The sequence below is a fragment of the Phytobacter sp. genome (assembly GCF_059074235.1).
This window is the reverse complement of the sequence record NZ_JCACPZ010000008.1, coordinates 1,340,279-1,354,126: the sequence shown is the minus strand read 5'-3', so window position 1 is coordinate 1,354,126 and position 13,848 is coordinate 1,340,279. Positions and strand designations below refer to the sequence as shown.

Below are 13,848 nucleotides of genomic sequence, written 5' to 3'. Positions count from 1 at the left end.
GCATCATGGGTCTGTTCTCCATTGCCAGCCAGCACATCCGTTTCGCTTTAAAGCTGGCCTGTGCCATCGTTCTGGCGTTATTTGTCGGCTTTCATTTCCAACTGGAAACGCCACGCTGGGCGGTGCTGACAGCGGCTATTGTGGCAGCAGGCCCGGCATTTGCTGCCGGCGGTGAACCCTGGTCCGGGGCTATTCGTTATCGCGGAATGCTGCGTATTATTGGCACCTTTATTGGCTGTATCGCCGGGCTGATTATCATTATTGCGATGATCCGCGCGCCCCTGGTGATGCTGATGGTGTGCTGTATCTGGGCCGGTTTTTGTACCTGGGTCTCCTCTCTTGTACGCGTGGAAAACTCCTATGCCTGGGGGCTGGCGGGTTACACGGCGCTGATTATCGTGATCACCATTCAAAGTGAGCCGCTGCTGACGCCGCAGTTCGCCGTTGAGCGTTGCAGCGAGATTGTCATTGGGATTGTGTGCGCCATTGTGGCCGATCTTCTGTTTTCCCCGCGTTCTATTAAAGCTGAAATTGATCGCGAGCTCGACAGTCTGTTGGTGGCGCAGTATCAGTTGATGCAGCTCTGTATCAAGCATGGTGAACCTGAAGAGGTTGATAAAGCCTGGGGAACGCTGGTCCGCCGCACGGCCGGACTGGAAGGGATGCGCAGTAACCTGAAGATTGAATCGTCGCGTTGGGGCCGTGCGAACCGGCGTTTGAAAGCCATCAATACGTTATCATTGACGCTGATTACCCAGGCGTGTGAGACCTACCTGATTCAAAACACCCGGCCAGAGCTGATAACCGACACCTTCCGCGAACTGTTCGATGCCCCGGTCGAAAATATCCAGGATATCCACAAACAGCTGAAACGGATGCGTAGGGTGATTGCCTGGACCGGTGAGCGCGAGACGCCAGTCACCATTTACAGTTGGGTCGGTTCAGCAACACGTTACCTGCTGCTCAAACGTGGTGTGACGAGTAACACCAAAATCAGCGCCACTGAAGACGAGGTTTTGCGCAGGGAAGTGGTAATTAAAGCGGCCTCTGCAGAACGCCACCATGCCATGATTAACTTCTGGCGCACCACACTCTCTTGCGTGTTGGGCACCCTTTTCTGGCTGTGGAGTGGCTGGACATCGGGGAGCGGAACCATGGTGATGATCGCCGTTGTGACTTCGCTGGCGATGCGTCTGCCAAATCCCAAAATGGTTGCTATCGATTTTCTGCTGGGGACGCTGGTGGCACTGCCACTGGGTGCGTTCTACTTCCTGGTAATTATCCCTTCAACTCAGCAAAGCATGCTGTTGCTGTGCATCAGCCTGGCGGTGCTGGCGTTCTTCATCGGTATCGAAGTACAAAAAAGGCGGCTGGGCTCTCTGGGGGCACTTGCCAGCACCATTAATATTATCGTGCTGGATAACCCGATGACCTTTCATTTCAGCCAGTTCCTCGACAGTGCGCTGGGGCAAATCGTTGGGTGCGGCCTTGCGCTGATAGTGATTCTGCTGGTGCGTGATAACTCTCAGGCGCGTACCGGACGGATGCTGCTCAACCAGTTTGTCTCTGCCGCAGTATCGGCCATGACGACCAATACTGCCCGGCGCAAAGAGAACCATCTGCCAGCGTTGTATCAGCAGCTGTTCCTGCTGTTGAACAAATTCCCTGGTGACCTGGCGAAGTTCCGCCTGGCGCTGACGCTGATCATTGCCCATCAGCGCTTGCGGGATGCACCGGTTCCCATTATTGACGATCTCTCTGCATTCCACCGCCAGCTGCGGCGCACGGCGGATCAGATAATCTCGGCTGGCAGCGACAGCAAACGGCGACGTTATTTTTCACAGCTCCTTGAGGAACTGGGTATTTATGAGGAAAAGCTTCATTACTGGGATGCTCCGCCCCAGGTGACCGAACCGGTCAAAAGACTGACCGGCATGCTGCATAAATACCAGCATGCGCTGACCACCAGTTAAACGAGAAACCGACGCGAAAAGCGTCGGTTTTTTTATGGCTATACTTTATGGGAGGTTTTGTAAATCACAGATCAGGAGGACAAATGACTATGCAGGCATTGCAGGACAGTGAACTCTTTCAGACGGGCTATCTGGTGGATGGCGTCTGGAAATCACTGGATACGACATTTGACGTACTGAATCCGGCAACGGGTGAGGTGATTGCGAAAGTCGCGAAAGCGGGGAAAAAAGAGACCGAAGATGCGATTGCTGCGGCAACCAAAGCCTTTCCAGGCTGGCGTGCTAAAACCGCCAAAGAACGCTCTGCCATCCTGTATCGCTGGTACGAACTGATTATTGAGAATAAAAGCTGGCTGGGACGGTTAATGACCACCGAGCAGGGTAAGCCGTTGAAAGAGGCGGAGGGCGAGGTGGAATATGCCGCCAGCTTTATTCAATGGTTTGCCGAGCAGGCGAAACGCGCGAACGGTGAAATCATTCCGCCTGTTAAACCTGGCTCGCGAATCTACGCCACCCGGGAACCGGTCGGGGTGGTGGCGGCCATAACGCCGTGGAACTTCCCGATGGCAATGCTTACCCGTAAGCTGGGGCCTGCGCTGGCAGCCGGTTGTACTGGGGTTATCAAGCCCGCTAACAATACGCCGCTGAGCGCCTTTGCTTTACTGACCCTGGCGAAGAAAGCGGGTGTACCGGACGGCGTGCTAAACGCCGTTGCCGGGACAACATCCGAAATCAGTGACGCCATTATGGCCAGCCATGACGTGCGCAAAATCTCCTTCACGGGCTCCACTGCGGTAGGCAAAACGCTGGTGCGCAATGCTGCTGAAACCATGAAAAAAGTGTCGATGGAACTCGGTGGGAATGCCCCTTACATCGTGTTTGAGGATGCTGATATTGATGCCGCAGTCCAGGGGGCGATTGCCAACAAATTCCGCAACGCCGGGCAGGTTTGCGTCAGCGTAAACCGCTTCTATATTCATGAATCTGTCTATGACGCTTTCACGCAGAAGCTGGCGGATGCCGTCAGGGCGCTGAAGGTCGGTAACGGTCTTGAAGATGGGGTTGTGGTGGGACCGCTCATTGAAGCCTCTGCTGTCGATAAAGTCCGTGAACATGTTGACGATGCCGTGGCACATGGCGCAAAAGTGCTGGCGGGCGGTAAAGCGCATTCACTGGGGGGGAATTTCTGGCAGCCAACGGTGCTGGGTGACTGCAGCGATGGCATGAAGCTCGCCAATGAAGAGACGTTTGGCCCGGTTGCCGCCTGTTTCTGTTTCACTTCCGAAGAGGAAGTCATTCAGCGGGCTAACGCTACTCCGTTTGGTCTTGCCGCATACTTCTATACCCAAAACCTGTCACGGGTGTTCCGGGTTTCACAAGCGATCGAGAGCGGCATGATTGGGATAAATGAGTGCGCTGTCTCAACCGAGCTGGGGCCGTTCGGCGGGGTAAAAGAGTCCGGGCTTGGGCGTGAAGGCTCGGTGCTTGGCCTCGATGAATTCCTGGAAGTGAAAACCCTGCATCTCGGGGGATTGTGATGGTATGGGCGGGTTGACCGCCCCTTTCTTTGGCAGGATGGCGGATAATGAATATCTATACTTTTGATTTTGATGAAATAGACGATCAAACCGCGTTCTTTCGTGATTTTTCCCGCCAGTTTTCACTTGAGCGTGACAAGGTTAGCGACCTGGATTCACTCTGGATCGTGGTAACCAATGAACTACCGTTGCCGCTGGAGATTGAATTTATCCATTTGCCAGAAAAACTTCGTCGACGGTTTGGTGCATTAATCTTGTTATTTGATGAAGCAGAGGAAGAGCTGGAAGGGCAATTACGCTTTAACTTACGCTAATTCAGACATAAAAAAGCCCCTGCTCTGCAGGGGCAAGTCGTAGGACATATACGACGAGGGATTATTTATACAGTTCGGCTGTGGCGTGCCAGGTATCACCTTCTTGCAGTTCGATGACACGATAGCTCGCTGCACCCGCCTGGTCAGCTTTCGCCGACAGTTGCTCACGGATACTCATTGGGGAACTGGCAGTCTGGGAGACAGAAACACTGCCCAGAGATTGCAGGTTTTGCGCCTGGTCAGCAGACACTTGTGTTGCGGCGCTCGCGCCAAATGACAGCAGTGAAGCTAAACCAAGGGTAGCGATGATTGTGTTACGTTTCATAGTCTTTCTCCTCACATCCCAACGGCTAGAAGGGTTGAACTGCTATTTTTATGCCTGGTACCGTTGAGCGATATCTATTACAGGTTTGTTGATACAGGGGCTTTCAATACAGCTTATTTGTACAGCTCAGCAGTGGCGTGCCAGCTATCACCGGTACGAGCTTCGATGATGCGATACGAAGAAGCGCCTTGTTCTTCTGCTTTTTTGTTCAGTTCTGCACGCATATCCATCGGAGAAGAAGCTACACCGCCTACCGAAATAGTGCCGATTGACTGACGGTTTTGTGCTTGATCGGCACCGATGGAGTCAGCAGCGAATGCGCCAAAAGAGAGAACAGAAAGAACACTCAGTGCTGCAACAGTAGTTTTGATATTCATGATATTTGCCTCGTCATATTTTCTTTCGGAGAGTCTTGTTTCGTGACCCTCATCACAAAATCAAGTATACACTAATAACCCAGAAAATTAATACCAGACTAATTATTTCAATCGTAAATAAGTGGTAAGGAAATCATTTTTTATATCAAATAGCGTATAAAAATTCGTAAGTGTTTTAATTTAATATATGTAAATCATATGGATAGGTCTCTTTGATTATTTGTGCGAAACCATTCTTGAGGTGAATGAATTGCGGGGGGAGAATCGCACTATGTGTCAAAAGAATGGCAGGTCGATGGCAAAAAAATGATTTGAAAGGTGGGTTTTCCCCTCGCAGGTCGCGAGGGGAGGGGGCGATCAGAGCTCTTGTTCGAACAAGACCAGGATGGCTTCGTAGAGTTCTTTAACGGTGAAACCGTTAGCCGGGGTGGTGAAAATAGTATCGTCACCTGCAATGGTGCCAAGGATCCCTTCCGCTTTGCCCAGGGAATCCAGCAAACGTGCTATCAGTTGAGCTGCGCCTGGGCTGGTATGAATCACCACAACGGCCGCGTTGTAGTCGATATCCAGCACCAAATTTTTCAACGGACTTGACGTGGTGGGCACGCCAAGTTCAGCAGGCAGGCAATATACCATCTCCATTTTGGCGTTACGCGTGCGTACCGCACCAAATTTGGTCAGCATCCGGGAGACTTTGGATTGGTTAATATTGTCAAAGCCCTGCTCTTGCAACGCCGACACAATCTCTCCCTGAGAACTGAATTTCTCTTCTTTAAGCAGCGCCTTAAACGCCTTAACTAATTCTTCTTGTTTTGCCGAGCTTCGCATAAGTCACCCGTATAAGGTCATGAAAACTACATTATTATGCATATGGATGAATTTTTATGCAAATAATCTACCGTGGAAATATCTAAAATACTGTTATTAAAGACACAAATTTTATTGAAGCCCATTATGGTGGGACAAAATCTGCTTGTGTCATGTGTCGCAAATTTAAGCAAAAGTAAAATAAATGTTATGTAATTGGTGTTGTTTTGATGGTTGGCGAGTCTATATTGTAAACACTTAGTGTTAATTGCTGAGTTTGTTTGTCAGTCGATCGTAAAAGCCCATTATAATATTTTAAAAGCGTGCCGTGCCGCAGAATTTTGGTTTGCATGATGCCATAATTATCAGGGTGAATTAAGGTCGCCGCAACGGAGTAACGAAATATTTAGCTAACCATAATAAGGAGTTTATGATGAAAGTTGCAGTCCTCGGCGCAGCTGGTGGCATTGGCCAGGCGTTAGCTCTACTACTGAAAACACAACTGCCTTCAGGTTCAGAACTCACTCTGTATGATATTGCTCCTGTAACCCCTGGGGTTGCTGTTGACCTCAGCCATATTCCTACTGCTGTTAAAATCAAAGGCTTTTCTGGTGAAGATGCTACGCCTGCGCTGCACGGTGCTGACGTTGTGTTGATCTCTGCGGGGGTTGCCCGTAAGCCGGGTATGGATCGCTCCGATCTCTTTAACGTCAATGCGGGTATCGTGAAAAACCTTGTCGCGCAAATTGCGACAACCTGCCCTAAAGCGTGCATTGGTATTATCACTAATCCGGTCAATACCACGGTTGCCATTGCTGCAGAAGTGCTGAAAAAAGCGGGTGTGTATGACAGGAATAAGCTGTTTGGGGTCACCACCCTGGACATCATTCGCTCGAATACCTTCGTGGCTGAGCTCAAAGGTAAGCAGCCGTCGGATATTGAGGTCCCCGTCGTGGGCGGGCACTCTGGTGTCACTATTCTTCCATTGTTGTCACAAATTCCTGGCGTCAGTTTCTCTGAGCAGGAAATTATTGATCTCACAAAACGCATTCAAAATGCTGGTACCGAAGTGGTAGAAGCGAAGGCGGGTGGCGGGTCAGCAACACTCTCTATGGGTCAGGCGGCGGCGCGCTTTGGGTTGTCCCTGGTTCGTGCACTGCAAGGCGAAAAAGGCGTGGTCGAATGTGCGTATGTTGAAGGCGACGGGCAGCATGCGCGTTTCTTCTCCCAACCGCTGCTGCTGGGTAAAAGCGGCATTGAAGAACGCCAGGCAATTGGCAAACTCAGTGCATTTGAACAGCAGGCATTAGAAGGGATGTTAGATACGCTGAAAAAAGATATTCAACTCGGCGAAGACTTCGTTAATAAATGATAACCGCTGCCACCTGGTGCGCCGTTTGCCATCAGGGGTGAGCAAAAACCGGAGCCACATGCGCTCCGGTTTTTTTATGTCGCTAGTTGGTCGCTGGGTATTCCTGAATAGTCACCTGAAGCTTGAGTTTTTTGTCTTCGCGCATCACCTCTACCGGAATTTCTGAGCCCGGACGAATCTCTGCAACCTGGTCCATGGTTTCCAGTGCCGAAATAGCGGGCTTGCCGTTCACCGAGACAATCACATCATTCACCTGAATACCCGCCTGAGCAGCCGGACCATCCGGTGATACTTCGTTCACGACAATCCCCTGCAGTTGATCAATCCCGCCACCTTGCGTGTGCAACGGGGCGATCTCTCTGCCACCAATGCCGATGTAGCCACGGATCACACGGCCATCACGAATAAGTTTATCCATGATTTTCGTGGCGAGCTGGAAGGGAATCGCGAACCCAATACCTTCCGGCGTTTCGCCATCATTACTTTTGTCAAAGGATAGCGTGTTGATGCCCATCAGTTCGCCGAGTGAATTCACCAGCGCGCCACCGGAGTTCCCGTGGTTGATGGAGGCGTCTGTTTGCAGAAAATTCTGCCGACCCGTTGGGTTTAAACCGATTCGCCCCGTGGCGCTAATAATGCCCTGAGTGATGGTTTGCCCGAGGTTGTAAGGGTTACCGATTGCCAGCACGACATCGCCAATATGCGGGACGCGATGGGTGTTAATGGGGATCACCGGTAAACCATTTGTGGCGTTGATTTTGAGAACGGCCAGATCGGTAAGTGCATCTGAACCCACCAGCAAGGCCTCAAACACACGACCGTCCTGCAAGGCAACAATGATCTGGTCGGCATCGTTGATCACGTGTTTGTTCGTTACGATATATCCGCGCTGATCCATGATAACGCCAGAGCCCAGCGTGCGAATCTCCAGCCGATTATGCGACGAATTGTTCAGGCCCCGGTTATAAACGTACACCACCGCAGGCGCTGCACGACGAACGGCAGGATTATAGCTGGCAGGCGTTTCGCCAGAGCTATCGAACTGCGGCGTCGAGAAAGTAATTTTCTGGCGTAGTGAGGGCACGGCGGCGAGGATCAGACCACCGACAATTAAACCGAGTACTATCGAACGTAAGAACTTCAAAAACATGATGCAGGCGTCGTTGTTAAGGGATCGGCAGCAGCATAGCATGAGTTATCCGGACATCACACGCAGCGGTGATGTCCGGGCTCGCATTTGCTTAACGTAGCAATAGATAAAGTGTTTCATTGCCGCGAATGATTTGCAGGGCAATGACACCTGGTTTAGTTTCCAGCAGTTTTCGTAGCTCGGCAATGGTTTGCACGCGCGTACGGTTGATGCCGATGATCACATCATCTTTATGTAACCCGGCCTGAGCTGCAGCACTACTTTTCTCAACATTTTCAATGCTAATGCCTTTGGTGCCATCTTTAAGCTGGCCATCACTGAGCGATGCTCCCTGAAGGGCTGGGGAGATCAGCTCTGCACTTGCAGACGACGAGGTACTTTTATCCAGCGTTACCTCAACATCCAGCGGCTTCCCGTCGCGTAGCAGGCCCAGTTTCACCTTGGTGCCTGGTTCCGTTGTTGCGATGCGCGAACGCAGTTCTGCAAAGCTACTGAGCGGTTTATCGTTGAGGCTGACAATCACATCACCCGATTTTATACCGGCTTTTGCCGAGCCTGAATTCGCCAGCACTTCGCTGACAAACGCGCCGCGCTGTACGTTGAGGTTAAAGGCCTTGGCAATATCAGCACTCATCTCGGTGCCTTTAATGCCTAACAGGCCGCGCTTGATTTCGCCAAATTGAATCAATTGCGAAGAGAGCGTCTGTGCCATGTTGCTTGGGATGGCAAAGCCGATGCCGACGCTGCCCCCGCTGGGAGCGAGGATGGCCGTGTTAATCCCGATAAGCTCACCGTTCAGATTTAATAATGCGCCACCGGAGTTTCCGCGGTTAATGGAGGCATCGGTCTGGATAAAGTTTTCCAGCCCTTCAAGATTAAGGCCACTGCGTCCTAGCGCAGAAACGATCCCGGAGGTTGCGGTCTGGCCCAGTCCGAACGGGTTACCTACCGCCACAACGAAATCACCTACGCGCAGTTTGTCCGAGTCGGCGATAGCGATTTGCGTCAGATTCGTCGGATTTTGCAGTTGCAGCAGCGCGATATCGCTCTGGTCATCGCCACCAATCAATTTGGCTTCGAATTCGCGCCCATCGTTGAGCTGGACATTAATCTTCTGTGCCTGATTAATGACGTGATTGTTGGTCAGCACATAGCCTTTTGCTGCATCAATGATGACGCCAGACCCGAGCCCTTCGAAAGGTTGAGCCTGCTGGTCGGGCATTTCTTCACCAAAATATTTTTTTAGTTCGTCAGGGACTTTCTGACCCTGTACCGCCGTACCTTCCACCTGCACGCTGACAACCGCAGGCAACACTTTCTCCAGCACAGGCGCCAGACTTGGCAGCGCCCCCTGGCCCGGAACCTGCGACGGCATTGCCGCCATGGTTTGGATGGGTGCCGAGAGAGATAACCCGACACTTAACGCTAACGCACTCAACAGCAGGGTTTGTTTCTTCATTGATGCTGGCTCTCGTAACCTAAAGTGAAAGGAGGAAAACGACGTAAAACAGTTTGATGTTATTGAAATTTCAACCCGGTAACAATGCGGATATGACTAAATAATAGCTGGGTTTGTAAAGACGGGACGGGCGCAACATGTGCGCCCGTTAAAAATGCAGTGTAAAAGAGGGTTACTTACGATTTGCACCGGCTCGCAGCAGACCGGATGCACCTTCGGAGTAATCGCGAGGGATTTGCACCGGTGCCTGATCGTTGCCCGCTTCAGACTCAGCCAGACGGTTGCGGAACGGGTTTTCTTCTGCTGACATTTCTGGCAGCAGGCTGGTAGAACTCTTCGCCATATGCTGATACAACTGGCGATAATCATCGGCCATGTTATCCAGCAGCTCTGCACTGCGTGCGAAGTGGTTTACCAACTCTTCGCGGTATTCTTCCAGCTCAGCTTTGTTCTTTTCCAGCTCGTATTGCAAAGCCTGTTGCTGACGCAATTTCCGGTTTCCAAAACGCATGGCCACGGCACCAATTATGATACCGACAACTAACCCAATTAGCGCGTATTCCCAGGTCATGTACTTCTCCCATTGTCTTATGATTCCGTAGGGTGGTGGCTGCAAGCTCCTTGCCTGCGCCTGATTATGCCACTATAACCGCTAATCGCGCAGAAGTGGAATCCCGGCGCGGCATCGCGTAGGGTAGAGCGACCTTTTTTTGGTCAACCCTGTGGGCAGGATCGATTTTCAAGGAACAACTTTAACAATATGCAGAGTCTTTCCCCAACATCGCGATATATCAATGCCCTGAACGAGGGTAGCCATCAACCGGATGATGTACAAAAAGCTGCTGTTGCCCGGCTGGATGTAATTTATCAACAGATTGTGACCAAAGAAGCACCGGCACCAGAACGCGGCGGTTTGATGGCGAAATTTGGTAAATTTTTAGGCAAGCGTGAAGTCGCAGTACAAGTCCCTGTTCGCGGTTTGTATATGTGGGGTGGCGTGGGACGTGGCAAAACCTGGCTGATGGATCTCTTCTATCAGAGCCTGCCGGGCACGCGTAAACAGCGGCTCCATTTCCACCGTTTTATGCTGCGTGTTCATGAGGAACTTTCAGTATTACAAGGGCATAGTGACCCACTCGAGATTGTTGCCGATCGTTTCAAAGTAGAAACGGATGTGCTCTGTTTTGATGAGTTCTTTGTGTCAGACATTACGGATGCCATGCTGCTCGGTGGACTGATGAAAGCCCTCTTTGCACGCGGCATTACGCTGGTGGCGACATCAAACATTCCACCTGATGAACTTTATCGTAACGGTTTGCAACGGGCGCGTTTTTTACCCGCAATTGACGCCATTAAGCAGCATTGCGACATAATGAATGTGGATGCGGGGGTGGATTATCGCCTGCGCACTCTGACACAGGCGCATCTTTGGCTTTCGCCGTTGAATGACGAAACGGCAAAGCAAATGGACAAGTTGTGGCAGGCGCTGGCGGGAACCCCGCGAAGCAGCGCACCAACTCTGGACATCAATCATCGACCTCTGGCGACCTTGGGTGTCGAGAATCAGACGTTGGCGGTTTCATTTACCACTTTGTGTGTCGATGCCCGTAGCCAGCATGACTATATTGCGCTGTCGCGTCTGTTTCATACGGTGATGCTGTTTGATGTGCCGGTGATGTCTCCGCTTATGGAGAGTGAAGCACGGCGATTTATCGCACTGGTGGATGAGTTTTATGAGCGTCATGTGAAGTTGGTAGTGAGCGCCGAAGTACCTTTGTATGAGATTTACCAGGGTGAACGGCTGAAGTTCGAGTTTCAGCGTTGTCTGTCGCGCCTGCAGGAGATGCAGAGCGAGGAGTATCTCAAGCGCCAGCATATGCCATAAGTGTTCTCTTCTCCCCGTGGGAGAAGGGCTGGGGATGAGGGGATCATCCCGCACTTCTCTCACGCGTAAAAACCCGCTTCGAATCACAATTAGGGGTCGATCTTTGACCTCGACTTCTCTATAATCTTGCGACCCCACGTTACGAGAAGGTTTTTTCCCAAAACTTTCTATGTGCTGGCATAGGCTATTCGAAGGGGTAGGTTTGCCGGACTTTGTCGTGTGAGCCTCAACTGACTAAACGTTTGGGTGTTCACCAACGTGTAACTTATTTATTTGGGTAAGCTTTTAATGAAAACTTTTACAGCTAAACCAGAAACCGTACAACGCGACTGGTATGTTGTTGACGCGACCGGTAAAACTCTGGGCCGTCTGGCTTCCGAACTGGCTCGTCGCCTGCGCGGTAAGCATAAAGCGGAATACACTCCGCACGTTGATACTGGTGATTACATCATCGTCCTGAACGCAGAAAAAGTTGCTGTAACCGGCAACAAGCGCGAAGACAAAATGTATTACCACCACACCGGCCACATCGGTGGTATCAAAGAAGCGACCTTTGAAGAGATGATTGCCCGCCGTCCTGAGCGTGTGATTGAAATCGCGGTTAAAGGCATGCTGCCAAAAGGCCCGCTGGGTCGTGCTATGTACCGTAAACTGAAAGTTTACGCGGGTAACGAGCACAACCACGCGGCACAGCAACCGCAAGTTCTTGACATCTAATCGGGATTATAGGCAATGGCTGAAAATCAATACTACGGCACTGGTCGCCGCAAAAGTTCCGCAGCTCGCGTTTTCATCAAACCGGGCAGTGGTAAAATCGTTATCAACCAACGTTCTCTGGAACAGTACTTCGGTCGTGAAACTGCCCGCATGGTAGTTCGTCAGCCGCTGGAACTGGTCGACATGGTTGAGAAACTGGATCTGTACATCACCGTTAAAGGTGGTGGTATCTCTGGTCAGGCTGGTGCGATCCGTCACGGTATCACCCGCGCTCTGATGGAGTACGATGAGTCCCTGCGTGGCGAACTGCGTAAAGCTGGCTTCGTTACTCGTGATGCTCGTCAGGTTGAACGTAAGAAAGTCGGCCTGCGTAAAGCACGTCGTCGTCCTCAGTTCTCCAAACGTTAATTTGTTTCTGCGCAAGCAGAACGATTGGCGAAAAACCCGGTTTATGCCGGGTTTTTTTATGGATAAAAATCACGTTATCCACAGCAACGAGTTGATTCCCTCTTCTTTTTCAGCATTTCCGGAATCCCCTCACCACAAAGCCTGCAAAATCTGGTAAACTATCATCCAATTTTCTGCCCAAATGCCTGGGATTGTTCATTTTTTGTTTGTTTTTTGAACAGGAGTGACGGTGCGAGTGGGTAGCTAACTAACATCTGGCCAGTCGCAGTCAGTCTGGTAGCAGTAAAATTCTGAATATACCTGGAGGTTTTCATGGCTGTCGCTGCCAACAAACGTTCGGTAATGACGCTGTTTTCTGGTCCTGTTGATATCTATAGCCATCAGGTCCGTATCGTGCTGGCCGAAAAAGGTGTCAGCTTCGAAATTGAACACGTGGAAAAGGATAATCCTCCTCAGGATCTGATTGACCTCAACCCGAATCAAAGCGTACCGACCTTAGTCGATCGTGAGCTCACTTTGTGGGAATCACGCATTATCATGGAATACCTGGATGAGCGTTTCCCGCATCCACCACTGATGCCGGTTTATCCGGTAGCGCGTGGCGAAAGCCGCCTGTACATGCATCGTATTGAGAAAGACTGGTACTCCTTGATGGAAGTCATCAAGAACAGCACCGGTGCGCAGGCGGATAATGCACGTCGCCAACTGCGTGAAGAGCTGATGCAGATTGCTCCGGTATTCGGTCAGAAGCCGTACTTCCTGAGTGATGAGTTCAGCATCGTCGATTGCTATCTGGCACCGTTGCTTTGGCGTTTACCGGTTCTCGGTATTGAGCTGAGCGGTGCAGGTTCCAAAGAGCTGAAAGGGTATATGACACGTGTATTTGAGCGTGACTCCTTCCTCGCTTCTTTGACTGAGCCTGAGCGCGAGATGCGCCTTGGCCGGGGTTAATTGAATGGACTTGTCGCAACTGACACCGCGTCGTCCTTACCTGCTGCGGGCATTTTATGAGTGGCTGCTGGATAACCAGCTCACTCCGCATCTGGTGGTGGACGTAACGCTGCCGGACGTGCGCGTGCCGATGGAGTATGCGCGTGACGGGCAAATCGTTCTGAACATTGCGCCTCGTGCAGTGGGTAATCTTGAGCTGGCCAATGACGAAGTGCGTTTTAACGCGCGCTTTGGCGGTGTCCCGCGTCAGGTTTCCGTGCCACTGGCGGCTGTTCTGGCGATTTATGCGCGTGAAAACGGTGCTGGTACGATGTTTGAGCCGGAAGTTGCCTACGACGAAGACGTGGCCAGCCTCAACGATGACGACGATGTAACCCTCCCGGAAAACGAGACGGTCACATCGGTAATGTCTGTGATTGATGGCGATAAACCTGACCATGCTGACGATAACGATCCTGATGATGATCCTCCGCCGCGCGGTGGACGTCCTTCGTTACGCGTCGTGAAGTAATCTCCAGGCAGGGCCATCAGGCCCTGCTTTTTTTATGTCATTATTTCCTGCCAGTCTCCTG

15 protein-coding genes are annotated in these 13,848 nt (G+C 51.3%); 9 read left to right on the top strand and 6 right to left on the bottom strand.

The window, feature by feature from the left end:
• Window positions 1–5: 5 nt before the first annotated feature.
• From aaeB to AC5JPW_RS24320, 3 genes are all read left to right on the top strand, one after another.
• On the top strand, window positions 6–1,973 hold the full coding sequence (gene aaeB / locus AC5JPW_RS24330; RefSeq protein WP_494243788.1) for a p-hydroxybenzoic acid efflux pump subunit AaeB: 1,968 nt from the start codon (window positions 6–8) through the stop codon (window positions 1,971–1,973).
• Window positions 1,974–2,056: 83 nt separating this feature from the next.
• Window positions 2,057–3,511, top strand: a complete 1,455-nt coding sequence (locus tag AC5JPW_RS24325) for an NAD-dependent succinate-semialdehyde dehydrogenase (protein WP_494243787.1) — start codon at window positions 2,057–2,059, stop codon at window positions 3,509–3,511.
• Window positions 3,512–3,558: 47 nt separating this feature from the next.
• On the top strand, window positions 3,559–3,825 hold the full coding sequence (locus AC5JPW_RS24320; RefSeq protein ID WP_494243785.1) for a barstar family protein: 267 nt from the start codon (window positions 3,559–3,561) through the stop codon (window positions 3,823–3,825).
• 61 nt (window positions 3,826–3,886) lie between these two features.
• Here the strand turns inward: AC5JPW_RS24320 and yhcN (AC5JPW_RS24315) are convergent, their stop codons facing one another.
• The 3 genes from yhcN (AC5JPW_RS24315) to argR form a co-directional block, all read right to left on the bottom strand.
• Window positions 3,887–4,150, bottom strand: a complete 264-nt coding sequence (yhcN, locus tag AC5JPW_RS24315; RefSeq protein WP_494243784.1) for a peroxide/acid stress response protein YhcN — start codon at window positions 4,148–4,150, stop codon at window positions 3,887–3,889.
• A 113-nt stretch (window positions 4,151–4,263) separates the two neighbouring features.
• A complete protein-coding gene (gene yhcN / locus AC5JPW_RS24310) occupies window positions 4,264–4,527 on the bottom strand; it encodes a peroxide/acid stress response protein YhcN (protein ID WP_494243782.1) in 264 nt (87 codons plus the stop codon).
• Window positions 4,528–4,884: 357 nt separating this feature from the next.
• The gene (gene argR / locus AC5JPW_RS24305) at window positions 4,885–5,355 is read right to left on the bottom strand and encodes a transcriptional regulator ArgR (protein WP_494243780.1); all 471 of its coding nucleotides are present in this window, start codon (window positions 5,353–5,355) and stop codon (window positions 4,885–4,887) included.
• A gap of 412 nt (window positions 5,356–5,767) precedes the next feature.
• On the opposite strand from argR, the gene mdh reads away from it, so the two are divergent.
• Complete coding sequence (mdh, locus tag AC5JPW_RS24300) at window positions 5,768–6,706, top strand: malate dehydrogenase (RefSeq protein ID WP_494243944.1); 939 nt, start codon at window positions 5,768–5,770, stop codon at window positions 6,704–6,706.
• Between the two features lie 82 nt (window positions 6,707–6,788).
• On the opposite strand, the gene degS is transcribed toward mdh, so the two are convergent.
• The 3 genes from degS to zapG form a co-directional block, all read right to left on the bottom strand.
• Window positions 6,789–7,856 (bottom strand): outer membrane-stress sensor serine endopeptidase DegS, encoded by a 1,068-nt coding sequence (gene degS, locus AC5JPW_RS24295; protein WP_494243778.1) that lies wholly within the window; start codon window positions 7,854–7,856, stop codon window positions 6,789–6,791.
• A 91-nt stretch (window positions 7,857–7,947) separates the two neighbouring features.
• Window positions 7,948–9,315: a serine endoprotease DegQ gene (degQ, locus tag AC5JPW_RS24290; protein WP_494243776.1), complete on the bottom strand. Its 1,368-nt coding sequence runs from the start codon at window positions 9,313–9,315 to the stop codon at window positions 7,948–7,950.
• 172 nt (window positions 9,316–9,487) lie between these two features.
• Window positions 9,488–9,886 carry a Z-ring associated protein ZapG gene (gene zapG / locus AC5JPW_RS24285; protein ID WP_494243775.1) on the bottom strand — a complete coding sequence of 133 codons (399 nt, stop codon included), beginning with the start codon at window positions 9,884–9,886 and terminating at the stop codon, window positions 9,488–9,490.
• A gap of 189 nt (window positions 9,887–10,075) precedes the next feature.
• Between zapG and zapE the strand changes: the two genes are divergently transcribed.
• The 5 genes from zapE (at window position 10,076) to sspB (ending at window position 13,787) form a co-directional block, all read left to right on the top strand.
• On the top strand, window positions 10,076–11,200 hold the full coding sequence (gene zapE / locus AC5JPW_RS24280) for a cell division protein ZapE (RefSeq protein WP_494243773.1): 1,125 nt from the start codon (window positions 10,076–10,078) through the stop codon (window positions 11,198–11,200).
• A gap of 288 nt (window positions 11,201–11,488) precedes the next feature.
• Complete coding sequence (rplM, locus tag AC5JPW_RS24275) at window positions 11,489–11,917, top strand: 50S ribosomal protein L13 (RefSeq protein ID WP_123756283.1); 429 nt, start codon at window positions 11,489–11,491, stop codon at window positions 11,915–11,917.
• A 15-nt stretch (window positions 11,918–11,932) separates the two neighbouring features.
• A complete protein-coding gene (gene rpsI / locus AC5JPW_RS24270; RefSeq protein ID WP_003025138.1) occupies window positions 11,933–12,325 on the top strand; it encodes a 30S ribosomal protein S9 in 393 nt (130 codons plus the stop codon).
• Between the two features lie 312 nt (window positions 12,326–12,637).
• Window positions 12,638–13,276, top strand: coding sequence for a stringent starvation protein SspA (gene sspA, locus AC5JPW_RS24265; RefSeq protein WP_458045576.1), 639 nt, complete (start codon window positions 12,638–12,640; stop codon window positions 13,274–13,276).
• 4 nt (window positions 13,277–13,280) lie between these two features.
• Window positions 13,281–13,787, top strand: coding sequence for a ClpXP protease specificity-enhancing factor (gene sspB / locus AC5JPW_RS24260; RefSeq protein ID WP_494243771.1), 507 nt, complete (start codon window positions 13,281–13,283; stop codon window positions 13,785–13,787).
• The last annotated feature ends 61 nt before the right edge of the window (window positions 13,788–13,848 follow it).